Source organism: Microcystis wesenbergii FACHB-1317 (assembly GCF_014696875.1).
GTDB classification, from domain to species: domain Bacteria; phylum Cyanobacteriota; class Cyanobacteriia; order Cyanobacteriales; family Microcystaceae; genus Microcystis; species Microcystis wesenbergii_A.
On sequence record NZ_JACJQV010000170.1, the window covers coordinates 1 to 26,891 of the forward strand.

Below are 26,891 nucleotides of genomic sequence, written 5' to 3' on the forward strand. Positions count from 1 at the left end.
AAAATATTCTTAACTACACCCAATCGTTGGCATTGGCTAGAATTTCATACTAAACTTCCCCTAATCCATTGGTTACCTAAATCTTGGCATCGGTTTCTATTAAATATAGTCGGGTTATCCTTCTGGTCCAAGGAAGATAATTTAAACCTACTGAGTAGAGCCGAATTATTAAACTTAGCTAAACAAGCTTTAGGAGACAATTTTAGTATTAGAGTCGAAACCATCTGGGCGCTGGGAATGCCTTCCAATTTAGTATTATTAGCTAGACGGGTTAATGACTAATATAGTTAAGCCCCCATGCCTGAATAGTGTTGCAATCGGCTACCCCAAGCCAGCGATTCAGTAAAACGTAGGGTGCGTTAGACGGCAGAAATTGCTGCTTTAACTTGAAGGTAACAATCCGTCGTAACGCACCACCTATAAAGATAAAATACAGTAAAACGTAGGGTGCGTTAGACGGCAGAAATTGCTGCTTTGACTTGAAGGTAACAATCCGTCGTAACGCACCACCTATCATCAACTAAGTAGCCGGTTACAATTAAAGATTTATTATAACTCGATCGCTGTTAAAATTGCGGTAGAATCGGGAGAGTGACTCGGAGTTTTTTCTTGGGGTGCCGATTCCCGCAAAGGATAGCCATTTATTCTATCAGAATGAGAAGATATTACTTATGATAACACTTGTGACTATATTTTTCACTGCCTTGCTGGCAGTTACGGATTTTACTTACCAAGTTTTGATTCATTTTCCCATACAAATCCTCAATTCTTTGGGGTCGTTGCTGTCCTATGGAGTGATTGGACTGATAATTTTAGTCCTAGTGTGGATTGTGGGTGACTGATTTCTCAGGGGAAAAAAATGAGAGAATCAGCCTGAGCCAATTCTCCCCAATTTCAGCCAACTTTTAATTTTTACTGTTCACTAGCCACTGCTTGGGGTTGTCCTTGCGGTTGGAATTGGAACAGGGAATAAACCACGTTGCGACGGATATCAATCATCATTTCTAAAAACATCTCGTAGCCTTCCTGTTTATACTCAATTAGAGGGTCTTTTTGACCGTAACCGCGTAAACCAATCGACTCGCGTAAAGCTTCCATAGCTTGCAGATGTTCGCGCCATAACATATCGATTTGTTGCAGGATAAAATAACGTTCGGCATCGCGCATTAAACCGGCGCGAATATTATCCACTTGACGTTCTTTAATTTCGTAGGCTTTGCGAACTTCTTCGTGTAGGAACATCTTGATATCATTAACACTCATATCCTCGATATCTTTAGCGGTAATATCTGCCAACAGATGGACGAATTCCTGAGACTTACTAATCAGTTTTTCTAAATCCCATTCTTCCGCCGGCAGTTCGGGATTCACATAAGCCGTGACGATTTCATCCATGGTTTTTTCGGCGTATTGCAGCACCTGTTCTTTTAAGTCCATCCCCTCCAAAACCCGACGACGTTCGGCATAAATAGCGCGCCGTTGATTATTCATCACCTCGTCGTATTCAAACACCTGTTTCCTGGCATCATAATAGAAGGTTTCCACTTTTCTTTGCGCTCCTTCCAGAGAACGAGTTAACATTCCCGATTCAATGGGCATATCTTCTTCCACCCGGAAGGCATCCATTAAACCAGCCACGCGGTCGCCCCCAAAAATCCGCAATAAATTGTCTTCTAGGCTTAAAAAGAAGCGTGTGGAACCAGGGTCGCCCTGTCTGCCCGCCCGGCCTCGCAATTGGTTGTCAATACGGCGGGATTCGTGGCGTTCCGTCCCGATAACGTGCAGTCCGCCCCTTTCTACTACTTCATCGTGTTCTTTACCTGTGTAATCTTCATAACTTTTGCGAATTAATTTATAGACTTCGCGTAACTTTTGAATAACCGGGTCATCCGTGGGGGCTTTTTCGGCCGCGATGGCGATTTTTTCTTCTACTTCTAATTCGGGTAAACTTTGAGTTCCGTGGGTATCAACGGCAAATTTAACCGCTTCTTTCAGGGCATTTTCTACCTCTTTCGGTAACTCGGTGGGAAAAATTTCCGCCGAGGCACGCCAGTTTTTTTTCTTTTTATCCGGAGCGAATCCTTGGGGGCGATTGCGTTCGCCTAAACTGGGTAAACTAAAGGCCAAATTGTCATCCTCGGGCATAACTAATTTGGGCATTAAATACTCGCGAATTTTCAATCGGGCCATATAGTCGGAGTTACCACCGAGGATGATATCGGTTCCCCGTCCCGCCATATTCGTAGCAATAGTTACGGCCCCGGCCCGGCCTGCTTGGGCGACGATTTCCGATTCCCTTTCCACGTTTTCTGGACGAGCATTAAGCAAGTTATGGGGAATCTTTCTTCCCTGTAATAACAGCGAAAGTACTTCTGATTTTTCCACACTGGTGGTACCAACTAAAACCGGGCGACCCTGTTCGTGCATTTGTTGACATTCTTCGGCGACGGCGTTCCATTTTGCCTGTTCATTTTTATAGACCACATCGGCTAAATCTTGCCGACGAGAAACGCGGTTAGTGGGGATAATTGTTACTTGCAGGTTATAGACTTTTTCTAGTTCCGTTTCTTCGGTTTTGGCCGTCCCAGTCATGCCGGATAATTTCGGATAGAGCAGGAAAAAGTTTTGATAGGTAATCGTGGCTAAGGTTTGGGTTTCCTGTTGAATTTCTACCCCTTCCTTAGCTTCCACTGCCTGATGTAAACCATCGCCCCAACGTCGCCCCGGTAATACCCGTCCCGTGAACTCATCAACGATAACAATTTCACCACTGCGGACGATATAGTTAACGTCTTTTTTCTGGAGTTCTTTGGCACGAATAGCGTTAGAAATATAGTGCGCCCAGGGATTTTCTTGGTCGTATAAATCGGTGACTTCTAATAGTTCTTCCGCTCTTTTAAAGCCTTCATCGGTCATTAAAACGTTACGGTCTTTTTCGTTAACTTCGTAGTCTCCCGGTCCGTCTTCTACTTCTTGGCGCACTAATTGCTTGGCGATTTCGGCGGCGAGAATATATTTTTCTGTGGGTCGATCGATCTGTCCTGATATAATTAATGGAGTTCTGGCCTCATCAATAAGAATGGAGTCCACTTCGTCGATAACGCAGTAGTTAAAGGGTCTTTGGACAACTTCCCCCATCACTGTAGCCATGTTATCGCGCAGATAATCGAAGCCGAGTTCGCTGTTAGTGGTGTAGGTGATGTCACAGGCATAATTTTTCTTTCTTTCTTCCGGACTCATGCCGGCTTGAATTAGTCCCACACTCAACCCTAAAAAGCGGTGTACCTGCCCCATCCATTCCGCGTCACGACGGGCGAGATAATCGTTAACGGTGACGACGTGAACCCCTTTTCCGGTCAATCCATTCAAATAAGCGGGGAGTGTGGCCACCAGGGTTTTTCCTTCCCCGGTTTTCATCTCGGCGATTTGTCCTTTGTGCAGTACCATTCCCCCCAATAACTGCACGTCAAAGTGACGCATCCCTAAGACTCGGATTCCCGCTTCCCGGACGATGGCGAAAGCTTCGGGGAGGATTTCCTCGAGAATCTCCTCTCTCTCCTCATAATTTCTGGCTTTGTCTAATCTTTCCTTAAATTCGCTGGTTTTGCTCCTTAATTCCTCATCGGACAGGTTTTTAATATCTTCTTCCAGCAGGTTGATTTCGGTGACGAGGGGCTGAAATTTTTTAATTTTGCGGGCGTTGGGATCTCCGAGTAGGGCTTTTAACATAGCAGTTTTTATTCTCTCGCTTCGATTGGCTCTTGATCTGTGGTGTTAACAATTGTATCACTCTCGTTGGGAGTGGAGAATCATTTATCCCTGAAAAGGGACTCTTGCCAGTGGGCAAAAATTAAGTTAGAGATGGTATCTTAGAGATAAGAATATGCTCATCTACTTTGATTCCCTAAAACCTTAAAAAACTTAGTATTGCCGACAAAGGAGGGTGAAACCATGACAGAAAGCCTTACCATGGCAGCCCTCTACGGGAAACTCTCAAAAATCGGACTAAAAAAAGATTATGTCCGAAAAAATGGCTTACCCGGTTGGTGGGATGATGAACTCAATGATAAACCCGTTGCAGTCCTAGAAGGGGCAGGTTATATCGCCAAAAAGCTCAATCTTGACCTCTCATCCTTATTAACCCCTCAAGAAAAGGTCAAATTTAATCGACCTCCCCATACTAAATTTAAACAGCACAATAGCCAAAATAACCAACATCCCCATCTAGCGCAAGCTTTAGCGAGTCGTTTTGCTGAGTTAATTTCCTTGGGGGTTGAAGTTAATTATACCCCTTTATCTAAGGATGCTAAAACCATCAGAGAAGACATCTTAAGTCACTGGCCAAAGGTTGACTTGACCTCTCTTTTAGACTATTGTTGGTCTCAGGGAATAGCGGTAGGATACTTTGATCATTTTCCTGACAAAACTAAGAAATTTGCTGGATTAATTCAATGGTATTCCACTTGTCCTGTAATTATTCTTAGTTCAAAATATCAACAGTCGGCAAGACTCGCTTTTAACTTAGCGCACGAGTTAGGACATTTAGCATTAGCACATCTAAAAGATGGGGTATTAGTTGATGAAGAGATTAAATTTGATAATGATAGCGAAGAAAAAGAAGCTAATCAATTTGCCACTGAATTACTCCTAGGTGATTGTGATAACTGCCTTGGGGATAGGAAATTCCAAAATGTTGAAAAATTGAGTAAATATGTTCAAGAACATTTTATCTCTCATCATCCCGATATTGATATAGGTGCAATTATTCTGAACTATGGATGGCATAACAACTACTTTGCTTTAGCCATGGCTACTTTAAAAGTATTAGAACCCAACCCAAATGGCAATAAGATTATTAATGAATATTTGGCTAATCAGTTAGACTGGGATAAATTTGATGACGAAACTTACGAGTATCTAGAAAAAGTGTTAGGAGTTTAACCTTGACTGATTCTCTTTATTGTTTGGATAATGACATTATCCTAAAATTGGCCACCTGTGGCTTATTTGAGAAAACCCTCAATACCTTTGGAGTTGAGATTAATCAAGTCAAAATTCTTGAGACATTTAAATATAAATTTAAAAGGCAAGCGCAACAAAAAAGGAAGAAAAACCCTAATGAATATAACCTAGAAGACGCTTTATCTGTGGTTGAAACCTGCGATAAAATATCAATCCATAATATCAATCAAGAGGATTTTATTCAATTACAGAAAATCGCAGGAATAGATATAGGTGAGGCTATTCTCATCAGTTATGTTAGCTACTTGAATAAACAAAATAATTTAAGCTATTTACTCACGGGAGATAAACGCTGCTTAAAAAATTTAAATGTTCCTGAAACCAATCAGATTACTGGCTATCTTCAAGGTAAAATATGGTGTTTAGAACAATTAATTTTAAAAGATATTGAAATTTATGGATTTCAGTGTATTCAAGAGAAAATTTATCCCGTTTGCGATTGTGACACTAATCTTAAATTTATATTCGGTTATAGCAGAGAATCAGCAGAGCAGGAAGTCAGAAAACTGTTAGAAACTGAAATTAGGGAATTAAGAAAAGAAACGGGAAACTTACTTTATCCCTACCCTCAAGGATAGCAAAATTTGTTGTTTATTTTCGTTGATACAGTCCTGTCAGCAAGCGAGTGGAAGGAACCACTCCAGACACAGAGGACACGAAGAATAATACTAAATCTGGTTATTAAAGACTGATTATTTATTCCCCTTTTTCCTTTTTGCATGAGTAGAAAACGGGTTTCTCGGAGAAACCCGTTTTCTGGGCGTTACTCAACGGATTTAGTATAAGAGAGCATCCTTGGGAGTGGAGAATCATTTATCGGTGAACAGGGACTCTTGCCAGTGGGCAAAAATTAAGTTAATCTTCTCTCACCGGTGGCTTAACTAAAGGGGAAACCACCATATTTATTGATAATTATATCTATAGTTTCCATAATTGCGATCGATTCGCCCAAAATGGAGATAATTTGTTGATAATGTTCTAGGTCATCGTAGCTAAGGTGGCGACCTTTGCGGTCTTTTAGCCACTTCTGACACACTTGATAACCGCCGATATAAAAGTTCCAAATTTGGGGCGGAATCCCCGCAAAATACTGGTCAGAATTAATCGAAATTTGTTGTTTATTTTCGTCATATTTCACCTGTTCGACTAGATTGGAACCCGCCACGGGATAGCTACTAATTTCTTTTCCCGTTGCTTTCATCAGGTGTAACTGCACTAATCTGTCACCTTTTTTGACTAATTCCCAGAATAATTTTTTATTACTGGTTAGGGGAACACGAGGAAAGTCTATTTTTAAAAATTCGGCGTAACGTTGGCGATATTGGGGAGAGTGAAAGACAGCATAGATATAGTTAAAAATGTCTTCCGGTCCAAAGGTTTTCTTTTCGTCTCCTTTGCCATCACTGATAAATTCTAAGTCAAGTTTTGCCGAAAGTTCCTTAATAAATTCTGGTGCTAGATTGGGACGGCGAGACATTCCCATGTCTTTCTCTGCCTGAGTTTCAGGATAACAATATAATGGCATAGTGTATCCTCTTTCTCTACTTTTGTTTGAAACATAGGAATCGTCTGTAAGCTGATTAGTAATTAAAATATGTTGCCAAGTTTCACTGACTATTTGTCTGCATATATGAAATCCTAAATTATTTTCTTTTAGGTGACGCATAGTATCAATTCTTGCTCTACAGTGAAACCCACCTGAATTACCTGTATAATAGGTATATCTTTGATCAAAAGGTCTATATGAAATGGGTAAGAGGTTATCTTTAGATAAATTTGATTGCTTAACATCTTTCTGTGCTAAATCTATCTTCCAATCTTGAGAATCTTTACCTAAATTATATTTAATCCTAGCTTGTTCTGGACTGAGCTTGACAAAATCATTGATTATATCCCAAATTTCTTTTTTATTCCATTGAATTGTTAAACTATCTCTAGCTGTGACGATACCAACACTATTAATTGGCATAATTTCAGTAATCTTCCAAAATTGATCGTATTCCGAGCGCAGATTAATATTCTGAGGTTTAAATAGATAAAAAGGAGAATCAGGTTGTAATTCTTGCCAAGAAGTAGAACAAAGATCATTTTCCTCTAACCAGTGATACTTACCACCGACAATAACTTGATTCTCAATCATCTCTCTTTTGCCCCATAAATCAGCATGATAAACTTTAGCTAAATTTGAAGAACCATTGTGATATTTAATAAAAATACCAATAGCTACACCTTGCTGAATATCAAACACATTTTGATCCGGTGAACCGTCGGGACAAGCTTCTTTTTTCTTACTGTTGCCGTGTAAATCGAGGATATAAATATCATCAAAAGTTTTTAATAAACTTTGACGCATTCCCCGAAAAGTTGGGTTATCCAGATAACCATGATTAGTAACAAAAGCTAAAATTCCGTAACCAGTTTTCTCGATGCGCCATTGACTAAAGCGAATAAATTTTACATAATCATCATTTAACCATTTGGGATTTTTTTCGCCTAAAGGTTGCTCATCTACTTCAAAATAACTAGCAGTTTTTTCTCCAGAAATAATATCTTTTCCCTTCAATAATTCCTTAATCCATTCTCCTGTATTTACGGAATGTCCAGAGTAGGGAGGATTACCAATAATCACCATAACCGGATGTTCTTGCTTAACACCTTGCGCTGACTCTGCTTCATCGCGAATACGATTTAAAAACCCATCAGCAGGGGGAATTTGAAAAGCTTCCTGTAGGGTGTTGGTGAGATAGATTCCTAAGCGTTCATCGGCACTAAAATCATAGCCTAATTCCTGAAGTTGTAAACCTAACTTCATGTGTGCTACGGTGTAGGGAGCCATCAGTAATTCAAACCCAAAGAGACGGGGTAATAAATGTTTACTGACATAACTAGACCACATCCCTTGCTGTTGACGAAAACTATCATAGATATGGTCGATAACAGAGTGTAAAAAAGTGCCAGTTCCCACAGCAGGATCGAGGATTAAAACTTGGTGAACTTCCTGAGTTTCTTGGCTATCATTAGGATTTTTAATCATAATTTTTTTGGCATCGGCCAAACCTTTAGGAATCTGAAACTTATTTTTTAGAATGTAGTCCACACTGCGAACCATGTAAGAAACCACGGGTTCAGGGGTATAATAAACACCCCTAGACTCACGCATTTTACTATCGTATTCGGCTAAAAAAGTCTCATAAAAGTGAACCACAGGATCCTGCTTGCGCGTGCGTTTTCCAAAGCTGCTAAGAATTCCCTCCATGTCCGTTTGTTGTAAAATAGTGGCTAGAGTATCCACGGCCCAAGTAATCCGCTCATCTAATTCTGTACCAGCAATTTGATGAAAAATTCCCCGCAAAAAAGGGTTAGTTTTTGGGAGGCGAAATGCTGCCGTTTCCCTGGAAAAAGAACTTATTTGATCCGTATTACAGCGTGCCGCAAATAAACCATAACAGATTGTTTGTGCATACATATCGGCAAACTGCGCTTCATTGAGATCACTAATTAAAACTCGTTGAAAAGATTGCAATTGTTGCCGCAACATTCCCCCGCAATCTTGATCTTTTAAAGCTTGACCGATTGCATCTCGAATTAACTGCGCTAAAGCGGCCATTTTTTTCGCCAATTCTCGCGGGGTTGTTATCTGAATAACTTTTGAGAGGGAAAATTGATAGAACAATTGTTCTACTTGTAAAATACCCTGGGAATCAGGTTTAATTTGCTTTTTTTGATTAAGAGTTGCCACGGCAGCTGATAGACGCAATTCTCCCGATACATACCAACGAAATTCTAAATGATCGGTGATAATTAAATTACCCAAAGCCTGTAAATAACGTTTTATTTGGGGAGTATTTTCAATCTTTTTGAGAGAAGTTCCGATATCTTTTGCTTCCAGATGGCCAATTTCTACTATACCCTGATTAATCACAAAATCTGGAGCGCCACAAGCAATCCTTTTGGGTTCATTGAGAGCTTGTAGGTTATTATTTAGGGATTCAATTAATTTTTTTAAAGCAGGACGATAACTGTGTTCTGTGGCCTTACCCTGTTGATAAATGCCTGTGATTTCCTCTAGATATTTTGGCAGTGAATTACTCATTATCGTTGCCACATACAAACGTTCTCCTATAGATAAAATATAACCTCATTTAGCCCCAATGTCCACTGAGATGCCCTCATCCTGCTTTATCCCTATCCTCAAGGATACCAAAATTAGCTAGAATGAAATAATAGGCGATAATCTCATCCCAACAACTTCACCAAAATATTAACGATGGTCAAAGCATCATCTCCCTTATCTCTAGAGCATCTCTATCATGTTCCCACCTACACTATAGCCGATACTGCGCGCTATCTCCATATTCCTTTGCCCACTCTGAGAACGTGGGTACGAGGACGCACCTACCCCACTAAAAAAGGACAAAAAGAGTTTTTACCCCTCATTCAACGACCTAATCTGAATATTCCGCAACTTTCCTTTACTAACTTAGTGGAAGCGCACGTTTTAAGAGTTATTCGCAAAGTTCATAACATCCCTCTCGATAAAGTTAGACTGGCCCTAGACTATATTAGTGAACAATTTAACACCGATCATCCTCTAGTTCAAAAACAATTTAGTACCGATGGAATTGACCTTTTTATTGAACAATTTGAACATTTAATTAATGCCTCCCGTTCGGTACAATTGACGATGAAACAATTCTTAAATAATCTCTTAACTCGTATTGAATGGGATGAACAAGATATCGCCACACGGCTTTTTCCCACTATCGACATAAATGGGGAAGACTTCAGCAATAAAGTCCTAAAGATAGACCCTAATATTTCCTTCGGAAAACCCGTGATCACAGGAACAGGAATTCCCACTAAAGTTGTCACAGAACTTTATGATGCGGGGGACTCTATAGAAGATATTGCCAATGATTATAATTGTCAACCTTGGCAAATTGAAAAAGCGATTTTATTCGAGTGCAATTGGCAAGCGGTATGACCTATCAATACACCTATTTTATCGACCGCGCTTTAGGAAAATCTATCGGTGAAGCTTTGCAAGAAATAGGGGTTAAAATTGAATTTCATCATGCCCATTTTGCCCCAGATGCACCGGATACGGAGTGGCTACCTATTGTTAGTCAAAGAGGATGGATAGTATTAACTAAAGATGTAAACATTGGTAGAAATATTTTAGAAGTTCAACAGATAGCCCGTTATCAGGCTCAAGTATTTGTTTTAGTTTCTGGTAACTTACCTCGTCAAACCATGGTTAATATTTTTGTCGAAACAATCGATAAAATCGAAAAAATAATTCAAGGTAATCAAGCCCCTTTTATCGCCAAAATATACCAAGATTTTCAAGTAAAATTGTGGAAAAATAAAAATGAATTAACCAGAATAATAGAAACTATGTAAAACTTATTAAAATATTTTTTATTCAGTAAAAAATTACAGCTAAATTTGTTGACAATATTCTCACCATTACCTTTGATGCAATTGTCGAAATTGTCTGAGCAGTGAACCGGTTTAATCAACTTCTTAATCCCCCCACTTGCTGTTAAATTTATCTCCGTTCACTTCACCCAGGGGAAGGGGGGACTTCTGGCGAGATTTGAGTTAAACTAGAAAGGTTGACTATTGACAAACATCGATCGCACAGGAGTAAATTATGTCTAGAGTCTGTACTATGACGGGGAAAAAGGCCAATAACGCCTATGCGGTGTCCCACTCCCACCGTCGCACCAAAAAATTACAAGAAGCTAACCTACAATGGAAAAGAGTTTGGTGGTCGGAAGGCAACCGTTGGGTAAAACTACGCATCTCCACCAAAGCTATCAAAACCATTGAAAAGAAAGGATTAGCCGTCTTCGCTAGAGAAGTAGGCTTAAACTTGAATTTGTACTAAGCGAGTAGTTCAGAAGTGGAGACGAATCGGCCCTATCGTTGACTCCTCTGCTTTTGATTATTAAGTATTGCAACAGGGCGTGATGTGGGGTGAAAACTACCTTTAAGATTAAAAACTTAAAACGACCTGTTCAGGAGAATTTCAATGTATTCAACCCTATTAATGGCCGCTACCGCCGTACAAGGTTCCAGCGAATGGAGTCCCAAAGTGGCGATTGTCATGATTATCTGCAATATTCTCGCTATTGCTTTCGGTAAAGCGACTATTCAACAACAAAATGTCGGTCCTGCTTTACCTTCCCCCGCTTTATTCGGTGGTATGGGATTAGGCGCTTTACTGGGTACTACCAGTTTTGGTCATGTCCTCGGTGCCGGTGTCATCCTCGGTCTTTCCCGTCTGGGAGTTATCTAAATATGTTTTGATTTTCTCAATCGGTGGCCAAAAGTCACCGATTTCTTTTGTTAAGTACCTAAGCAAAATTAATTACACATATCTAACCACCTCTTGCCTCTTACCTTTTGCCTTTTGCCTTTTGCCTATCCTAACCAAGAAATTAATTTTGCACGACTACTTATGACTTTACCTCAAAAAAATTCTTTTTGGTACGATGAGCGATTTCAGAAGATTTTTCTACAGGTAATTATCCTGCTAATTGTCTGCCTAATTTTCTGGTTTTTTGGCCGCAATTTAGTGATTAATTTCCAACGCTTACGCTTAAGTTTTGGCTTTGGCTTTCTCTTTGATCCCGACCGACCAGCCTCTTTTGCGATTGGTGACTCTCCTATTGCCTACAGTCCCACCGATACCTATTTTCGCGCTCTTTTGGTGGGATTAGTTAATTCCCTCCGCATTATGATTAGTGGCATATTTTTGGCGATTAGTCTGGGAATAGTCATCGGGTTAGGTCGCTTGTCGGATAATTGGTTAATTCGTCAGTTAGCAACAATTTATGTGGAAACTATTCGCAATACTCCTTTATTATTACAATTATTTTTTTGGTATTTTGCTGTATTTCTAAAACTGCCGAAGATTGAGGACTCTTTAGAGTTTTTTGGTAGTGTATTCTTAAATAACTCAGGAGTCTATTTGCCTTTCCCCGCTAATAGTTTCAGGACATGGTTAGCCTTAGCTATCATTATTTTAGGAATAATTCTCTCATTATTTTTATGTCTAAAAAATAAACTTAGTTTATGCCTAACTAGCCTACTAATCCTAGTTATAATTCCTCTAATCTTGGGTTTACAATGGCAAAGTCCCCAAGTTAATCCTCTTAATCAAAATATTGACTTTGGTTTACATCTTTCTTCCGAGTTTGCCACCCTCTTAATCGGTTTAACTGTTTATACAGCTGCCTTTATTGCGGAAACGGTACGGGGGGGGATTCAATCGGTTAATCGGGGACAATGGGAAGCAGCTAAAGCCTTGGGATTAAAACCTTTATTAGTGATGAGATTAGTAATTTTTCCCCAAGCTTTGCCAGTGATTATTCCTCCTTTAACTAATGAATGTTTAAATCTGGTTAAAAACTCTAGTTTAGCGATCGCTATCGGTTATAATGATATTTATGCTATCTCTAGTACCATCGCTAATCAGACAGGAAAAGCTGTAGAAATGTTAATAGTAGTTATGGCAACCTATTTATTCTTTAATCTGGTGATTTCCTTGACTATGAATCAATTAAACAAACGGGTAAAAATTCAGGAAAGGTAGGGTGTGTTAGCGAGCGCGTAACGCACCGAATCGCACCAAAAGGTAGCCTAACGCACCAGAATTTAGCGATAAATTAATTAATGAGCATTACCAGAATATAAAGCGGTGATAATTGCTGTCACCGCAGGACTAAGACTAGATAAAACCACCACAGAAGCGGTGGCAATGATGATAGTAGTAGCCATTCTCACCATACCATCTGTCCCTTTTTGATAGGCATCAAATTTATATTCTAAGCGGTCAACTTTTTGACCAAGTTCTTCTCGCAATTGAATCAACGCTTCTCTGATGTCATCATTACTGGGATTTTCGGGAATTTGCATAACCTTAATTAGCAATCAACTAACAACCGCATATATTATAGCAGTTCTCAGCCATAAATTACAATTTTTTATCAGGAGGAGGAGTCAATCGCCAACGCACTAAAAAACTATCAATACTTTCTAAACATTCCAAGTCATCTTTAGGTAAATAAGAATCTTTTAACAAGAAAGAAAAAGCCTGCTGAAACTCTTGACTATCAGCTTGAATCGGACTAGCAAAATGACAAGGAATAACCTGTTTAATCGGCCATTGGGAAATTCTCTCAACCCATTGACTAACCTCGTCAGTAGTGCGATTAAGAATCAAAGTTTGCAAAATTGGCGCGACTATTAACCTCCCCTCTCGACGCAAATTTAAAAAAGTCCTTTGCCAATCATCACCCCATTGAAAAGGGAATAAACCAAAATAGGCTTTTTTACTCTTTTCCTTAGCAGTAAAAGCATCTCTAAACACCTTAATCCAATTGGGAACAGCTAAAACAGGAGGTTGAAAATAAAGAGCAAAAAGACAAATTCTCTGCCAACCACGACGGCGATTTTCTGGGGTATCCTCCACCAAATCCTTAGCACTATTTTTAGCGTGAAACAGCAGGGGATAGGGGTCTAATTCTAAAATAGCGGGAGGATTTTCTGGGATAGAAATAATGCCATCAGTCAGCAGCAGAGTTTGAGAGTAGTGATGAAAAAAAGCCACTTCCGAGAAGTATCCCACATTCAGATCAATTGCGGGTAAAATTTCATAACTAAAATCTTTTCCTAAAGAAGTGGTTGCCGAGTCAGCAGGTAAAATTTCTGTTCGTTTTGCCGGTAAACCCAACCAACTCAAAGGTAAATTAAGAGGAAAACTCCATTGATTAGGAGCAACATAAACTATAGCCTTAGGAAAATAACGGGCAAAAGGACCGACAAAAACCTTATGTTCAATCCCAGAAATCGTCGGCAAAATAATATATTTAACTTCCCCGTGTTCACTTTCCAACTCACGCATTAAGCGAATACATTCAGGAGTCGGGGCCACTGGTGCATAAACAAATAAACCCCCAGATGCTAACCTAATTACCGTCATGCGAATCGGCACGACCACATAAAAAATACCCTGCAATTGCTCAAATGTCCAGAGCGTATCTTGCACCACTTCTTGGCGAATTGTCCGTCTTTGACCGTAGGGATAAAGTGGTACAATTGGCCAAAAAGGCCATGATAAATCTTGCGGAGTTATTGCGGCTTTTGTCATCGTCTGATTCTATCGCTGAAAATCTCTATTTTAGTTATCATAAACCTTTCTAATCCCCATGACTGATAAACTGCCCATTGATTCTTTGGTCAATACTTGGAATAGTCTCACGGGGGAAGTGATGAAAAGACTCCCCATCGACCAGTTGACTAATACTGTCCTCCAGTGGTTTAGTGTTAGTGACACTCAAGTGGCGGAAATTTTAGAAAAAGTCCGTCAAGAATTACCCACCACCGAGGCGCTGTTAATCGGCAAACCCCAAACGGGAAAAAGTTCGATTATTCGGGGAATAACGGGAGTTTCGGCGGAAATAGTCGGGCAAGGTTTCCGTCCCCACACCCAAAACACCCAGCGCTACACCTACCCCGCGGAAGACTTACCCCTGTTGATTTTTACCGATACAGTGGGGTTAGGAGATGCCTATCAACACACAGAGACGATAATCGCGGAATTATTGGCAGATTTAGCCGAAAATACGGGACGCGCCCAGGTTTTTATCCTGACGGTAAAAATTGATGATTTTGCCACCGATAGCCTTCTGGAAATTACCAAACAACTGCGGCAAAAATATCCTAAAATCCCCTGTTTACTGGCTGTAACCTGCCTTCATCAGCTTTATCCCCCTAATACCGCCGATCATCCCCCTTATCCTCCCGATTTCGAGGATATCAATCGTGCCTATCAAGAAATTAAAGAAACTTTTAAGGATTTATATGACAATTCTGTGCTAATCGATTTTACCCTAGAGGAAGACGGTTACAACCCTGTTTTTTACGGTTTAGAGGCATTTAGAGACAATTTAGCCGATTTATTGCCAAAAGCTGAGGCTAACACCATCCACCAACTTTTAGATCGGGAAACCAGCAATAAATTAGGCCATCTCTATCGGGACGTAGCCCGACGCTATATGTTAGCCTTTTCCGTCATAGCGGGAACCTTGGCGGCGATTCCCTTACCCTTAGCGACTATGCCGGTGTTAACCGCCCTACAAGTGTCAATGGTGGGGGTTTTAGGTAAATTATACGGTCAAGTCTTAACCCCATCCCAAGCCGGTGGAATCGTCAGTGCGATCGCTGGCGGCTTTTTGGCCCAGGCCATCGGTCGGGAATTGGTGAAATTTATTCCCGGTTTTGGCAGTGTTATCGCCGCTTCTTGGTCCGCTGCCTATACCTGGGCCTTAGGAGAGGGCGCTTGTGTCTATTTTGGCGATTTAATGGGGGGTAAAAAACCCGATCCTAAGAGGATTCAAAGGGTGATGAAAGAGGCTTTTTCTGCTGCCCAAGAAAGATTTAAAAATGTCGCTACGGGAGGAGATAATTGATCGGTATTCAAAGAATATAGTCATTTCAGATAAATCTGATACACTCTAGAGCGACGGGAAAATATCTTAAGAATTTGTGGTATGTAGATATAGATTCGTCCAGTGTCCGAGGGTGAACCGACTAATAACAGTTATCAGTTAGACGTTTTCAGTGCAATACCGAAGGCACTGCCTAATACTGTGCCGAGCTTGTAGTATATTAACTAAGTGTAATGCGTCTCTTGAACGGGAAACGGCTTTGCTGATTTTAAGTATGAATTGTCCCCTAGACAATTTTTCAAACCTAGTCCTAAGCGTTGGTTGTGGATAGGATTCACAATTAGCATCCATATCTTGATCCAGCAACGCCTAAAACTGTTAGAATAGGTCAAATCAATTAACTAGAGGCCCTATGTTAGCTCTAACCTATCCACACATAGAAAAAAGTGACGACCAACCCGCACATTTACAAAGATTACCGCGTATCCGCGTTGCTCAAATTGTCATGGACTACATCGCCTATGGTTGGTCCGTAGAAGAAATCTGTCGTCAACACCTTTATTTAACCCCAGCCGAAGCTCATGCAGCCATGGGTTACTATTTTGACCATCAAGAAGAAATTGACCAAGAAATCACAATGGAATGGCAACAAGTACAAGAAAATATGACTAATCAAGCTGCCAAGTCGCCTTTTTATATTCGTATGAAAGCCAAAGGGCTACTGTAAATGACTATTGCTTTGTACATGGATGTTCACGTTCCCCAGGCAATTACCGAACAGTTGCGTCGCCGAGGCATAGATGTATTAACAGCATTTGAAGACGGAACCGAACAACTACCTGATGATCAACTTTTGCTAAGAGTAACTGAGCTTAAGCGCATTCTCTTTACCCAAGACATTCGCTTTAGAGTTTTAGCCGAAACTTGGCAAGTAAAAGGCAAACCGTTTTCAGGTTTAATTTTTGGTCATCAACTTGGAGGCACTATTGGTCAATTTGTCAAGGATTTAGAATTGATTGCTAAGGCTTCTGAACCAGATCTATGGTTCAATACAGTTGAATATATTCCGTTCAAGTAATAGACAAAACATATAAAAAATGTGCCATCAGTTTCAGTGGGTAGCAGTATAATTGTTTTAGGCAGTTTGACTGGGATAAAAATAAAGCAGAACGCAATCTATCAAAGCAGCCAGTCTCATTTGAGGAGGTAAAAACTGTTTTTGATGATTCTCTCTATGTTGAATTATACGATCCAGAGCATTCTGAAGATGAGGATCGTTATCTTCTCGTTGGACAGTCAAACCGAGGACGATTGTTGATTATATCCTATACCGAAAGGGATAACTTAATACGCCTCATTAGCGCAAGAGAAGTGACAAAAACCGAGCGAGAAACCTATGAACAGGGATAAGTCAGGAATGGAAGATGATTTACGGGCAGAGTATGACTTCAAGAGCCTTCGAGTCAGAAAGTTAGGCCCTGGAAGAAAAAGTTTTGGTGGAGTTACTGTACGGTTAGAACCTGATGTCGCAGAAATGTTTCCTAGCGCTGATGCAGTTAATGAGGCACTACGATTCTTAATTAGAGTGATGCGAGATAATCAGGCTCTTGCTCCAACGGCAGCGGCTAAAAATTCAGAGGTAGCCGAAGATTAAAACGATTGCTAAATAGTCAAAAGTGCCTCAAGGCGATAGCGTTGTAGCACCTTAAACCCTATACTTTACCCACAGTTAAAAACGAAAGGAAAAAGGCAGTAAATCCGAGAGATTAAAACAATAATTTTGCTGAGTTCCACAGATAATAATCTCCGCTTGCGGTGCTAATTCGGCCATCCATTGACGACAGGCTCCGCAGGGAGTTAACTGACTAATATCATCCTTCCCATCGATACAGGCTATAGCGATCGCCCGTACTTCTCGATCGCCCGCCGCGATTATTTGCGCTAAAGTTGCCCTTTCCGCGCACAAACTCAAGCCATAACTCGCGTTCTCTACATTAGTACCAGCATAAATCTTTTTATTTGTCAAGACCGCTGCCCCCACCCGAAAACGGGAATAGGGAGAATAGGAAAGTTTCGCCACTTCCCGAGCAGTGTCACAGAGTTGTTGTCTTTCTTGGTCAGATAGGGTCATCGGCTAGATAGCATCCGAGGCAACTTTGATTACCGAAAAATTGGGTTGAAAGCCTCGCCCTTTTAGGGCGACTTTATAGGATGTATGATATTAAGAATAGCGGGCAGGGTAAGCAACCGCTTAAAAAACCCAGTCATCAACCGATGAACGCACCGTTCGGACCTCGGCGTGAGCTTTTGTCGAACGCAAAAGCTCACGGCTGAAGCCTTGAAAACTATAGTTATGGGGTTCTATAGGGGAATGCTCCTATAGGTAAAAGCTCTCAGCGTCAAGTACCAAAGAAACCAATTATTTTAGAGGTTTTGAACTGTATCCTAGGGCCTACGAAAACAGGCTTCTGTAAGGTCGCGAAAGTCTGAGGAGAGAACCACCTCTGGGTGGGATTTCGCCAGGAATCTAATTCAAGTGGACTCGTTGAGCCAGAAATTCTCAGCCGTGATGCTAGAAGAATCCACGTCCGTTTACGGCGTGGGGTATGTCAATTCTTAATTATCGCTTTGGTCGTGCTTTGATGACATCCGAGCAAGACGGCCATTTGCCTTTGAGATAAATTTCCCTCTTGACTAGGTTGGTAGAGTAAGTTTCTTTGTTCTATGTTAAGATGTTGGGGGCTTAGTTTTTGGGATTTGTTGTTGTATTGATCGGACAATACCTCATGAGCCTTTCTCTGTCAAATCTTAAGGAGTCGTGCGTTTCATTTTTGAATTGGCGATTTAAGATCAGTTTTGTTTAAGTATCTTTTACCATGACTTCTACATCGAACTTTCAGCCGAAGATAGTCTCAGAGTTTTAGCCGACCTCGAACTCAGGCTAGTTGCTCATTTTCACAGCAAAAACTGCATCCATAAATTTATCGCCGAATTTTAGCATGGAAATTGACACACTACTGCAGCAAATTGATATTGGAGAAGACCAAGAATATGAGTTTAAATCAGCCGAGGGAGGCTTGCCAAAAGACATTTGGGAAACTCTTTCAGCTTTCGCTAATACCGATGGCGGTTACATTATTTTGGGTGTTAGCGAAAAAAAACCTAGATTAGAAATTACAGGATTGCGTAACCCTAAAAATCTTCAACAAGAGTTTTGGGATAACCACAACAACCGACAAAAACTGAATATATCTATCTGTTCTAATTCAGACGTAGAAGTTAAAAAGATTAATGAATATCAGCTTCTCATTATTCATATTCCTAGAGCTACCCGAACTCAGCGTCCTGTATATATTAACAATAACCCAATGACTGGTACATATAAGCGAAATTATGAGGGAGATTATCGCTGTCATAAGGAGGAAATAGAGCAAATGTTTCGCGATGCCAGCAATGAACCTCAAGATTTTCAAGTTTTAGATAATTTTAATCTCAACGATATTGATCCTGAGACTCTGAAAGTATTTCGCCAACGGTTCAGCAATCGCGAACCCGATCATCCTTGGTTAGCATACAATGATCAACAATTACTCCATCAGTTAGGAGGATGGCGACGAGATAGAAATTCTAGCAAAGAAGGATTAACTGTAGCGGGTTTACTCATGTTTGGACGAGAACGCAGTATTTTAGATGCTTTCCCCCATTATAGTCTCGACTATCAGGAAAAATTCTCTGACGATCCTGAAAAAAGATAGACATATCGCTTAACTCTTGATGGTAAATGGGAAGCTAATTTACTTAACTCTTATTATCGTGTTTATGGCAGATTAATTAATAATTTAGATGTTCCTTTTCAATTAGATAAAGATGCCGTTCGTAAAGATGAAACCCATGTTCATGAAGCTTTAAGAGAGGCTTTAGTTAATACTTTAATCCACGCCGATCACCAGTCTTCACGGCCTATAAAGGTGGTAAAATCTATCGATGGCTATCTGTTTTCTAATCCCGGTCGTCTGAGAATTCCCCTAGAGCGTCTCTATGAAGGCGGCACTAGCGATCCTCGTAATCCTCATCTACAAAAAATGTTTCAAATGCTCGGATTAGGTGAAAAAGCTGGCTCTGGATTTGGGAAAATTCTTCGTGCTTGGAAAGAACAACAATGGTTGAGTCCCCTAGTTTCGGAAAAACTGGACCTAGAAGTTACATCTGTTAATTTACCGATGACAAGTTTTATTCCCGAAGCAGTTGAAGTGGAATTAAAAAGGATTATCGGGGATGCTTACCGTCAGTTAGGTGATCTTGATAGGATAATATTAGTATTAGCGCATCAGTTTGAGGAAATTAGTAATACTGACATTCAGCGTTATCGATCAGAACATCCCAGAGATATTAGCGAACGCCTTCGTAATTTAGTTCAAAATGGCTGGTTACACCAGTCAGGTAAGTGTCGGGGAACACGCTACACCCTACCGAACCAGAATTTTTCAGCGCAACTTTCTCTATTACCAAGCTCCGAACATTACCCACCAAGCTCCGAACATTACCCACCAAGCTCCGAACATTACCCACCAAGCTCCGAACATTACCCACCAAGCTCCGAACATTACCAACAGTTAGAGGCAATTGCTGAACCCATACGCAGAAAAGGCCGCGCTAGTAAAGATTCGGTACGAAAAGTGATTCTTGAACTATGCTCCCAACAATATCTACCCCTCCGAACATTAGCTCAACTGCTCGGAAGAGAACCTGATACTATTCGTAATCACTATGTTAACCCGATGATAGATGAGGGATTGCTGACGCTTAAGCATCCCGAACAAGGGAACCATCCTCAACAAGCTTATCGAACAGTCTCTCGATCGCATTTCCTATCAGCGCAAGATGAGTAAACACCCGCTCCTCAAATCCGAGAGATTAAGCAGACTACATCGGCAAACCACTAATTTAGCGATCGATACCTAACTTATCACTTAACATTTCCCTGACGATTTTAGCGGTAGCGGGGGCTAATAAAACCCCGTTGCGGTAGTGTCCCGTGGCCAGAATAACGTTATCGTATCCGGGCAAATATTCGATGATGGGAGCGGATTTTTTCTCCGGTCGCGGTCGCTTACCGGACCAAGTACGCACGATCGCACCCGCAGCCAAAGAGGGACAAAAAGTGATCGCTTTTTGATACACTTGCTCTAATAGGGCAGTATCATGCATAATTTCGTCCTTTTCGTCCATAAATTCCACCGTTGCTCCAATCCAGTATTCTGCTCCGGCCAAAGGCAGAATATGCAGGTCATTTCCCGTTAAAATCGGCTTAAAATCGGAACTTTCTAAGGGTTGCGTCAATTTTATCTGTAAAGCTTGCCCTAAAACCGGTCGAATCTCCACTGGATGGGTAAGAGTTTCGGTTAAAGCAGTGGAACCAATTCCCGCAGAAAGAATCAAAAAGTCGGTTTCTTCCATACCATTAGAACTATAAACCTGGGTGCATTGCCTCAAATTAGAGCCTTGAAGCTCTGTATTCCCGAAATTTTCAACTTTTATCCCAAATTGACATTTAACCCCCCTTCTTGCCGCAGCAGCGACGAGAGCCTCCGTGAGCAGGGCCGGATTAATTTGATGATCCCTGGGAGAATAGATAGCACCCTGGAGATGATCGCTGGCCACCTGGGGACATTTTTGGTTTAAAGTCTCTTGATCCCAGATTTCTAGACAATATCCCTGTTCTTGGCGGATTTGGGCTAACTTGCGCCAATTTTCTTCATCTTCGGCACTCGAGCGCAGTAGGACAATACCATCACGGTTACAGGGAATAGTCAGTCCAGTGAGGGATTCTAGCTCAGGAAGGAGGGTTTCGTAACGTTTTAAACTTTCTTGCCGCAGTTTCCAAGCTCTACCTTTAGTTTTATGGCTGATAATACCCATTAAAATCCCTAAAGCTGCCCCAGTTGCTCCTTGTCCCGGTTTTTTTTCATCGATGAGGGTAATTTCTAATCCTTCGATGGCACTTAATTCGTAGGCAATGGTGGCCCCTACTATCCCCGCACCGATGATGACAATTTTAGTCATAAACTCCAGAGGTTATTTTTCTAGCAGCAACAGGACTAAAAAAGGGTTGAGGCTGCATCTCACATTTGCAGAAATACGGACAATCAGCAATTATCAGTGATTCTTAAATTATCACAGATATATCAGCAGCTGCGTGTAAGCATCCCACCGAAAAACTAATGCGCGGGGGGTTTGGGGGGTTCTACCCCCCAAAGACTTGGATTGAGTGATAAAATCGGAAGTAATGACCAATTTTAGAAGACAGTTTACATTTAAAAATCCCAACTCAACAGATTTACAAAAATGAGATGCACCCAGGGTTGAACAGGTTGCCACCCCGATAATTAATTACAGAACCCGGAAAATAAAAGGATAACGGAAAACCTTATAGACATCTTTCCAGACTTGCAGGATAGCAAGAATGGGGAGAACAATATTCACCACAGCAAGAATCGGTAAGAGCAAATAACCGATTAAAACCCAAACTAGAATCCCAGCAATTAGGTAGTATAACCACATATTCAGGTGAAAGTTTAAAGCTTCTTTGGCTCTTCTGGTTTCTGTGTGGAAATGAGGTCTATACTGATGGGTTTTTCCATAAAATAGTCCTAAAAGTGTTGCCTAGTAAGCATTTCACGATTCCATAAGCAAAAATTATCACACAAAGTCGAGAAGAGCCGCTTCTTTGGCGTTTTCCTTCACCGTTTCATCATCAGAAATGAAATAAATAGCTAAGGGAATTCCCACTGATACCAGCGTAGCAGTCAAAAAGATCGAAGCATGACAAGCCACGGATAGGAGTCTTTTTTTGGTTAAATCTTCACTCATGACCATTGGGTTTATCCCCCTAAAATTGGCGGAGAAAGCGGATATCGCTATTATAACAACGGCGAATATCGTCTATCTCATGTAATACCATAGCAAATCTTTCCACGCCAAAACCAGCAGCAAAACCCGTATAGATTTGGGGGTCATAACCGACTGCTTTTAAGACATTGGGATCCACCATACCACAGCCCATCACCTCCAACCATTTGCCTTTCCACTGCACATCTACCTCGGCCGAGGGTTCAGTAAAAGGGAAGTAGGAAGCGCGGAATTTAACCGGTAAATCGGCCCCAAACATTTGCTTAAGAAATTCTTTAATTGTTCCTTTCAAATCCGTAAAGGTTAATCCCCGGTCCACCGCTAATAATTCCACTTGATGGAAAACCGCGGAATGGGTTGCATCCACGGTATCACGACGATAAACGCGGCCCGGGGCCACAATCCGAATTGGGGGTTCATGACTTTCCATGTAGCGAATCTGCACCGGGGAGGTATGGGTCCGCAATAAACGACCATCCCTCAAGAAAAAAGTATCCTGCATATCCCGGGCCGGATGGTCAGCAGGGATATTTAAAGCCTCAAAATTATAATAATCGCTTTCTACCTGCGGCCCGGTGGCGATGGTGTAACCCAGACCGACGAAAATATCGATCATGCGATCAACTGTGCTATTTAAGGGGTGAATTCGCCCTAAAGGACGGCTAAGAGCAGGTAGGGTGACATCGAGGGTTTCCGCCGCTAATTTCGCCTTAATTTGGGCATTCTGGAGACTTTCTCGCTGGGATTCCAGCAGCGATTGTACTAATTCTTTGACCTCATTAGCGATCGCACCGAGGCGCGGTCTCTCTTCGGGGGTTAATTTGCCCATTTCGCGTAAAATCTGCGATAATTCTCCTTTCTTACCCAGATAATTCACCCTTAGCTGTTCTAAGTCTTCTAGGGTTGTTGTTTCTTCGATGGAATTTTCCGCTTTCCCTGTTAAGGTTTTTAGGGCAGTTTCGATCGGATGGGGGGATAAACTCATAATTAGGGCATTTTATGGGGCAGCATTCTAGTCTAGTTTATCTGCTGCCGTGGCGAGAGCGGCAGCATCGATCAAAGCTAATAGCTATGTGCTAGGATGGAAGTTGAGAATAAAAGTCGGCACTGCGGCTCGTTGTCAGTATTAATGGTCAAAGCGTTTCTGTTTAGTATTGGTTCAGCTAGTTCCCGAAATCTTGGTTCTCTACAAATCTGTTGTTTTTATCTGTGCAAGGATAGGTTTTATGTCAATTTATGTTGGTAATCTCCCCTTCGAGGTTGACCAAGACGACGTAGTTGAGGTTTTTAAAGAATACGGTAAAATTAAGCGCGTTCACCTCCCCATGGATCGGGAAACGGGAAAAAAACGCGGGTTCGCTTTCGTGGAAATGGAAACCCCAGAGGAAGAAACGAAGGCTATTGCCGCTCTTGACGGCGCTCAATGGATGGGGCGAGAATTAAAAGTCAATCAAGCTCGTGAAAGAGAACCCAAATCTTCCTTCGGTGGTGGCAATCGCAATCGAGATCGTCGCTACTAATCCCCAATCGTAACCATTCTAGGCTATGATTACCTAACTTCTTTTCATTGTCAATGGGGGGAGCGATCGCTCGTTTCCCCGCTTGTCTATCTAATATCCCAAGGAGATTCTTGTGGCTAAACGTCGTAATTTGAAAAAAGAAAAAGCTGAACGCAACCGCGCCTACGCGCGTCAATTCCGGGCTGCCTCTAATCGTACCACCACCAGAGGAGGTAGAGGCGGTTATTCCAGCGATCAAAGACAATCTTCGGAAAATGAAGGGGCAGCCGATACCTAATCTGCTGACTTAGTTAAACTAGCAATAAAAGCCCTAGCCTCGCTTTTATTGCTGACTATTCCATCTAAAGTCGCCCCCAACACCGCCGCAAGTAATAGTTTAAACTGGGGACCGGGTTGATAACCCAAAGCTTTTAGGTCATTGCCGTCGATAGGAGCCTCAATCTGCGACCATTTAGTTAAATATCGCCAGATTAAACCCCGAATCCTAGTCTGACTCCTCACCGCCACCAATAACAAACTAGGAACCTGATAACCATTGAAAAAGCTGACGATTTGACTAATGGGGCGATCATAAGCAAAATTATTGCTAATCTCCTTTTCCATAACTTCTAGTTTTTGTAAACGCCCCACAGTATCTTTAGGCAATTGTAAATTATTAGCGATCGCTATTCTTTCCCCCACAGCCAGAGAAGCGATTAATAATTCCAACCGCATTAACCAAGCATTCACTGGCAATTCCAGACTTAAACAATCTAACCAACGACTGAGACAGCGCAATTGTCGCCATAAAGCCCGATTTAAACTTAAATCCCCGTGTAAACAGTGCAAAGCCCCCAAATCGGCCAACTTTTCTAAGGCACTTTCCCAGTAATCCGCCTCTAAAATATAATTCAACTCCGCTTTTAAACGGGACTGTAAAGCGGGTGCATTCTGATTTTGTTGCCGTGAGCGATCATAAACCCCACTTTCGATCGCATACCTAATATAGTTTTCTGTCAAGGGTTCAATAACAAATCTTAAGCGAGTGGCAAAACGCACCGCTCGATAGATGCGCGTTGGATCCTCAATAAAACTATTAGCGTGGAGAACCCGGATGTGTTGGGCGCGTAAATCCAACATACCGCCAAAAAAGTCGAGTAATTCTCCCTCTTTCGGCGAAGTTAGGCGAATTGCCAGAGCATTAATCGTAAAATCCCTTCTATACAAATCCTGTCGAATCGAACTAGCCTCCACTTGGGGATTACTGGCAGGATAGGGATAGAATTCCGTGCGTGCCGTGGCGATATCCACCCATAACGAGCCAAAACGCTCATCTTTGTGCCATAACAAAGCCGCCGTCTGAAATTCCCCGTGAATCGATAACCGGGCCCCCGGATAAATTTCCTGTAAACAATTAGCCAAATCCACCCCCGCACCCACATCGGCGGCACGATGGCAGCCATCCACCACTAAATCGATATCCTGTAACAATAAACTATCCCTTTCTGTGGCTAACAATAAATCCCGCACCGCACCCCCAACCAGATAGAGATGCCAACCGCGTTTTTGAGCGGCAGCGGCAGCAGCTTGCAGGAATGACCATAAAATCGGCTCTAAACGCTCTTTAATCGCCGGTAAAAGACAGGAAACCAAAGCAACCCCTTCAAAACGCACCCGCTCATTTTGATGAATCTGTCTTAATACATCTGTACGAGTGACGATACCGACTAACTGCCCATTTTCTAGTACAGGTAAACGCCCCAAATCATACGTTACCATCAGCGACTCGATTTCCTGAAGAGAAGTGTCGGGGGTAATAGTTTTCGGATTACAAGTCATGTATCCCTTCACAGGAGAGCGAGAAAAGCCGTGATGGAGAGCTAAATCGAGGTCACGACGAGAAATCACCCCAACTAAGCGATCCTGCTCATCTACCACCGATAACCCCGAATGGCCGTAACGAAAAAGGATGCGCTCGGCTTGAGATATGGAAGTATCGGGACGAATTGTCCGCACCGGAGAAGACATTAAATCCCTAGCGGTAGGAGAAGGGGGAATTTGAGCAATTAAGTCCCCCAGTAGTTGATTTAACTGTTGAACTGGCTGAACATCGCGAAAACTCACCGAAGCGGCCTGAGCATGACCACCGCCGTTATAGGGGGAAAAAAGCTGATATAGATTCACTCCATCGATCCTAGAGCGACCAATCACAGTTAAACGCTGTCGGGATTTATCTTCCTCGTCTTTACTATAACTATGACCAAAAAGTAGCGCATCACTATCGGATAATTCCAGTAGGCGCTCGGCCACACTAGACAAACCCGGGATAAAATCGGCAGTATGGAGGAGAACGTGGGCGATTTTACGGTCATGGATCGTTTTAATCTCTAGATTTTCCCAAGCAAGGCTAAATAACTCCTGTAAGCGCGGAGAAAAACTCGGTTGACAGTATTGGGCGATCGTTTTAATGTTAGCAGCACAGGTCATTAACCAAGCCAAAGCATAGGCATCCCTGGGGGTACTACCGGCAAAAGTCAGGGAACCCGTGTCAACATGAATACCGAGCGCCATTACCGTCGCTGCCATCGAGTTTGGCTTAATGTGGGCTTTTTGTAAAGCTTCCACAATCAAAGTCGTGGTGGCTCCCACCGCCTCTAAATGGACGCTAGAGGCATGAATATCGCTTTCACTATCCAAATGATGATCATACAATTCGATCGCCTGTAAATGCCCTAAATCGAGCCACTGGGAGGCTTTTCCCAGACGCTCTCGCCACTGATTATCAACGATAATTAAAGAGCGAATACGGTCCGGATTGACACTACGCATTTCAATTAAAGCGAATTCATCCCGATGCAGGGCCAAAAATTCCCTCACCGTCGGATGCGCGCCTCCCGTTAACACAATGCGACTACCCGCTTTCAGCAACGATAAACCCACCGCTGCCCCCAAAGCGTCAAAATCCGCCGTTTGATGACATAAAATTAAATCCATATTTTTT

The 26,891-nt window shown here is 41.8% G+C and carries 24 protein-coding genes and 5 pseudogenes; 17 read left to right on the forward strand and 12 right to left on the reverse strand.

The features are described from left to right. Positions 1-282: pseudogene (locus H6F92_RS16010) on the forward strand (hypothetical protein); the annotation flags it as partial. On the opposite strand, the gene H6F92_RS16015 reads toward H6F92_RS16010, so the two are convergent. Both H6F92_RS16015 and secA read right to left on the reverse strand, forming a co-directional pair. Next, positions 272-517: a hypothetical protein gene (locus tag H6F92_RS16015; RefSeq protein ID WP_190358710.1), complete on the reverse strand. Its 246-nt coding sequence runs from the start codon at positions 515-517 to the stop codon at positions 272-274. The pseudogene H6F92_RS16010 and the gene H6F92_RS16015 sit on opposite strands and share 11 nt — an antisense overlap. 395 nt (positions 518-912) lie before the next feature. Continuing rightward, positions 913-3,729 carry a preprotein translocase subunit SecA gene (gene secA, locus H6F92_RS16020; protein ID WP_190358687.1) on the reverse strand — a complete coding sequence of 939 codons (2,817 nt, stop codon included), beginning with the start codon at positions 3,727-3,729 and terminating at the stop codon, positions 913-915. Between the two features lie 222 nt (positions 3,730-3,951). Here secA and H6F92_RS16025 point away from each other — a divergent pair, with 222 nt between their 5' ends. Further along, positions 3,952-4,941 (forward strand): ImmA/IrrE family metallo-endopeptidase, encoded by a 990-nt coding sequence (locus H6F92_RS16025; RefSeq protein WP_190358688.1) that lies wholly within the window; start codon positions 3,952-3,954, stop codon positions 4,939-4,941. Between the two features lie 2 nt (positions 4,942-4,943). Beyond that, a complete protein-coding gene (locus H6F92_RS16030; RefSeq protein WP_190358689.1) occupies positions 4,944-5,600 on the forward strand; it encodes a hypothetical protein in 657 nt (218 codons plus the stop codon). Between the two features lie 299 nt (positions 5,601-5,899). Here the strand turns inward: H6F92_RS16030 and H6F92_RS16035 are convergent, their stop codons facing one another. After that, positions 5,900-9,115 carry a type ISP restriction/modification enzyme gene (locus tag H6F92_RS16035; RefSeq protein ID WP_190358690.1) on the reverse strand — a complete coding sequence of 1,072 codons (3,216 nt, stop codon included), beginning with the start codon at positions 9,113-9,115 and terminating at the stop codon, positions 5,900-5,902. Positions 9,116-9,289: 174 nt separating this feature from the next. On the opposite strand from H6F92_RS16035, the gene H6F92_RS16040 reads away from it, so the two are divergent. The 5 genes from H6F92_RS16040 (at position 9,290) to H6F92_RS16060 (ending at position 12,625) form a co-directional block, all read left to right on the forward strand. Continuing rightward, on the forward strand, positions 9,290-10,006 hold the full coding sequence (locus H6F92_RS16040; RefSeq protein WP_190358691.1) for a DUF433 domain-containing protein: 717 nt from the start codon (positions 9,290-9,292) through the stop codon (positions 10,004-10,006). Then, complete coding sequence (locus H6F92_RS16045) at positions 10,003-10,425, forward strand: PIN-like domain-containing protein (RefSeq protein ID WP_190358692.1); 423 nt, start codon at positions 10,003-10,005, stop codon at positions 10,423-10,425. Before H6F92_RS16040 ends, H6F92_RS16045 begins: the two co-directional genes overlap by 4 nt. A gap of 253 nt (positions 10,426-10,678) precedes the next feature. Continuing rightward, positions 10,679-10,915 (forward strand): 50S ribosomal protein L28, encoded by a 237-nt coding sequence (gene rpmB / locus H6F92_RS16050; protein ID WP_002732080.1) that lies wholly within the window; start codon positions 10,679-10,681, stop codon positions 10,913-10,915. A 144-nt stretch (positions 10,916-11,059) separates the two neighbouring features. Next, the gene (gene psaK, locus H6F92_RS16055; protein ID WP_002760753.1) at positions 11,060-11,326 is read left to right on the forward strand and encodes a photosystem I reaction center subunit PsaK; all 267 of its coding nucleotides are present in this window, start codon (positions 11,060-11,062) and stop codon (positions 11,324-11,326) included. Between the two features lie 162 nt (positions 11,327-11,488). Next, positions 11,489-12,625 (forward strand): amino acid ABC transporter permease, encoded by a 1,137-nt coding sequence (locus H6F92_RS16060; protein ID WP_190358693.1) that lies wholly within the window; start codon positions 11,489-11,491, stop codon positions 12,623-12,625. Between the two features lie 77 nt (positions 12,626-12,702). On the opposite strand, the gene H6F92_RS16065 is transcribed toward H6F92_RS16060, so the two are convergent. Next, entirely contained in the window at positions 12,703-12,948 is a 246-nt protein-coding gene (locus H6F92_RS16065) for a ssr2422 family thylakoid membrane protein (RefSeq protein WP_002749050.1), read from the reverse strand. Positions 12,949-13,006: 58 nt separating this feature from the next. Beyond that, positions 13,007-14,182: a DUF4336 domain-containing protein gene (locus H6F92_RS16070; protein WP_190358694.1), complete on the reverse strand. Its 1,176-nt coding sequence runs from the start codon at positions 14,180-14,182 to the stop codon at positions 13,007-13,009. 58 nt (positions 14,183-14,240) lie between these two features. Between H6F92_RS16070 and H6F92_RS16075 the strand changes: the two genes are divergently transcribed. From H6F92_RS16075 to H6F92_RS16095, 5 genes and pseudogenes are all read left to right on the forward strand, one after another. Further along, positions 14,241-15,503, forward strand: a complete 1,263-nt coding sequence (locus tag H6F92_RS16075) for a YcjF family protein (RefSeq protein ID WP_190358695.1) — start codon at positions 14,241-14,243, stop codon at positions 15,501-15,503. A gap of 391 nt (positions 15,504-15,894) precedes the next feature. After that, positions 15,895-16,209 (forward strand): DUF433 domain-containing protein, encoded by a 315-nt coding sequence (locus H6F92_RS16080; protein WP_190358696.1) that lies wholly within the window; start codon positions 15,895-15,897, stop codon positions 16,207-16,209. Beyond that, complete coding sequence (locus H6F92_RS16085; protein WP_190358697.1) at positions 16,210-16,560, forward strand: DUF5615 family PIN-like protein; 351 nt, start codon at positions 16,210-16,212, stop codon at positions 16,558-16,560. A 62-nt stretch (positions 16,561-16,622) separates the two neighbouring features. Beyond that, positions 16,623-16,892, forward strand: a pseudogene (locus tag H6F92_RS16090) (BrnT family toxin); the annotation flags it as partial. After that, positions 16,879-17,136: a hypothetical protein gene (locus H6F92_RS16095; protein ID WP_002793495.1), complete on the forward strand. Its 258-nt coding sequence runs from the start codon at positions 16,879-16,881 to the stop codon at positions 17,134-17,136. The pseudogene H6F92_RS16090 and the gene H6F92_RS16095, both read left to right, overlap by 14 nt. 75 nt (positions 17,137-17,211) lie before the next feature. Here H6F92_RS16095 and cdd read toward each other — a convergent pair whose 3' ends face one another. Together cdd and H6F92_RS16105 are read right to left on the reverse strand one after the other, a co-directional pair. Then, positions 17,212-17,613: a cytidine deaminase gene (cdd, locus tag H6F92_RS16100; RefSeq protein ID WP_004160855.1), complete on the reverse strand. Its 402-nt coding sequence runs from the start codon at positions 17,611-17,613 to the stop codon at positions 17,212-17,214. A 484-nt stretch (positions 17,614-18,097) separates the two neighbouring features. Then, positions 18,098-18,262: pseudogene (locus tag H6F92_RS16105) on the reverse strand (helix-turn-helix domain-containing protein); the annotation flags it as partial. Positions 18,263-18,481: 219 nt separating this feature from the next. On the opposite strand from H6F92_RS16105, the gene H6F92_RS26135 reads away from it, so the two are divergent. Together H6F92_RS26135 and H6F92_RS26140 are read left to right on the forward strand one after the other, a co-directional pair. After that, positions 18,482-19,237, forward strand: a complete 756-nt coding sequence (locus H6F92_RS26135) for an AlbA family DNA-binding domain-containing protein (protein WP_242030158.1) — start codon at positions 18,482-18,484, stop codon at positions 19,235-19,237. Positions 19,238-19,450: 213 nt separating this feature from the next. Next, the gene (locus tag H6F92_RS26140; protein WP_265795426.1) at positions 19,451-20,371 is read left to right on the forward strand and encodes an ATP-binding protein; all 921 of its coding nucleotides are present in this window, start codon (positions 19,451-19,453) and stop codon (positions 20,369-20,371) included. A 55-nt stretch (positions 20,372-20,426) separates the two neighbouring features. Here the strand turns inward: H6F92_RS26140 and H6F92_RS16115 are convergent, their stop codons facing one another. The 4 genes and pseudogenes from H6F92_RS16115 to pheS all read right to left on the reverse strand — a co-directional run bounded on the left by H6F92_RS16115 (position 20,427) and on the right by pheS (position 23,376). After that, positions 20,427-21,545: an NAD(P)/FAD-dependent oxidoreductase gene (locus H6F92_RS16115; RefSeq protein WP_190358698.1), complete on the reverse strand. Its 1,119-nt coding sequence runs from the start codon at positions 21,543-21,545 to the stop codon at positions 20,427-20,429. A 327-nt stretch (positions 21,546-21,872) separates the two neighbouring features. After that, positions 21,873-22,073, reverse strand: a pseudogene (locus H6F92_RS27205) (DUF4870 domain-containing protein); the annotation flags it as partial. A gap of 141 nt (positions 22,074-22,214) precedes the next feature. Continuing rightward, positions 22,215-22,358 (reverse strand): annotated as a pseudogene (locus H6F92_RS27210) (DUF4870 domain-containing protein); the annotation flags it as partial. 13 nt (positions 22,359-22,371) lie between these two features. Beyond that, positions 22,372-23,376, reverse strand: a complete 1,005-nt coding sequence (gene pheS / locus H6F92_RS16130; RefSeq protein ID WP_190358699.1) for a phenylalanine--tRNA ligase subunit alpha — start codon at positions 23,374-23,376, stop codon at positions 22,372-22,374. Between the two features lie 241 nt (positions 23,377-23,617). Between pheS and H6F92_RS16135 the strand changes: the two genes are divergently transcribed. Together H6F92_RS16135 and H6F92_RS16140 are read left to right on the forward strand one after the other, a co-directional pair. Then, complete coding sequence (locus tag H6F92_RS16135; protein ID WP_002731511.1) at positions 23,618-23,911, forward strand: RNA recognition motif domain-containing protein; 294 nt, start codon at positions 23,618-23,620, stop codon at positions 23,909-23,911. 112 nt (positions 23,912-24,023) lie between these two features. Continuing rightward, the gene (locus tag H6F92_RS16140; protein WP_002733784.1) at positions 24,024-24,188 is read left to right on the forward strand and encodes a hypothetical protein; all 165 of its coding nucleotides are present in this window, start codon (positions 24,024-24,026) and stop codon (positions 24,186-24,188) included. Here the strand turns inward: H6F92_RS16140 and H6F92_RS16145 are convergent. Further along, positions 24,185-26,884, reverse strand: a complete 2,700-nt coding sequence (locus tag H6F92_RS16145; RefSeq protein ID WP_190358700.1) for a CBS domain-containing protein — start codon at positions 26,882-26,884, stop codon at positions 24,185-24,187. The genes H6F92_RS16140 and H6F92_RS16145 overlap by 4 nt on opposite strands. Between the last annotated feature and the right edge of the window lie 7 nt (positions 26,885-26,891).

Bases quoted from the DNA above. Each gene is read 5' to 3' on its own strand.
- H6F92_RS16015 (WP_190358710.1), bottom strand. From the start codon at position 517: ATGATAGGTGGTGCGTTACGACGGATTGTTACCTTCAAGTCAAAGCAG.
- secA (WP_190358687.1), bottom strand. From the start codon at position 3,729: ATGTTAAAAGCCCTACTCGGAGATCCCAACGCCCGCAAAATTAAAAAA.
- H6F92_RS16025 (WP_190358688.1), top strand. From the start codon at position 3,952: ATGACAGAAAGCCTTACCATGGCAGCCCTCTACGGGAAACTCTCAAAA.
- H6F92_RS16035 (WP_190358690.1), bottom strand. From the start codon at position 9,115: ATGAGTAATTCACTGCCAAAATATCTAGAGGAAATCACAGGCATTTAT.
- H6F92_RS16040 (WP_190358691.1), top strand. From the start codon at position 9,290: ATGGTCAAAGCATCATCTCCCTTATCTCTAGAGCATCTCTATCATGTT.
- H6F92_RS16045 (WP_190358692.1), top strand. From the start codon at position 10,003: ATGACCTATCAATACACCTATTTTATCGACCGCGCTTTAGGAAAATCT.
- rpmB (WP_002732080.1), top strand. From the start codon at position 10,679: ATGTCTAGAGTCTGTACTATGACGGGGAAAAAGGCCAATAACGCCTAT.
- psaK (WP_002760753.1), top strand. From the start codon at position 11,060: ATGTATTCAACCCTATTAATGGCCGCTACCGCCGTACAAGGTTCCAGC.
- H6F92_RS16060 (WP_190358693.1), top strand. From the start codon at position 11,489: ATGACTTTACCTCAAAAAAATTCTTTTTGGTACGATGAGCGATTTCAG.
- H6F92_RS16065 (WP_002749050.1), bottom strand. From the start codon at position 12,948: ATGCAAATTCCCGAAAATCCCAGTAATGATGACATCAGAGAAGCGTTG.
- H6F92_RS16070 (WP_190358694.1), bottom strand. From the start codon at position 14,182: ATGACAAAAGCCGCAATAACTCCGCAAGATTTATCATGGCCTTTTTGG.
- H6F92_RS16075 (WP_190358695.1), top strand. From the start codon at position 14,241: ATGACTGATAAACTGCCCATTGATTCTTTGGTCAATACTTGGAATAGT.
- H6F92_RS16080 (WP_190358696.1), top strand. From the start codon at position 15,895: ATGTTAGCTCTAACCTATCCACACATAGAAAAAAGTGACGACCAACCC.
- H6F92_RS16085 (WP_190358697.1), top strand. From the start codon at position 16,210: ATGACTATTGCTTTGTACATGGATGTTCACGTTCCCCAGGCAATTACC.
- H6F92_RS16095 (WP_002793495.1), top strand. From the start codon at position 16,879: ATGAACAGGGATAAGTCAGGAATGGAAGATGATTTACGGGCAGAGTAT.
- cdd (WP_004160855.1), bottom strand. From the start codon at position 17,613: ATGACCCTATCTGACCAAGAAAGACAACAACTCTGTGACACTGCTCGG.
- H6F92_RS26135 (WP_242030158.1), top strand. From the start codon at position 18,482: ATGGAAATTGACACACTACTGCAGCAAATTGATATTGGAGAAGACCAA.
- H6F92_RS16115 (WP_190358698.1), bottom strand. From the start codon at position 21,545: ATGACTAAAATTGTCATCATCGGTGCGGGGATAGTAGGGGCCACCATT.
- pheS (WP_190358699.1), bottom strand. From the start codon at position 23,376: ATGAGTTTATCCCCCCATCCGATCGAAACTGCCCTAAAAACCTTAACA.
- H6F92_RS16135 (WP_002731511.1), top strand. From the start codon at position 23,618: ATGTCAATTTATGTTGGTAATCTCCCCTTCGAGGTTGACCAAGACGAC.
- H6F92_RS16145 (WP_190358700.1), bottom strand. From the start codon at position 26,884: ATGGATTTAATTTTATGTCATCAAACGGCGGATTTTGACGCTTTGGGG.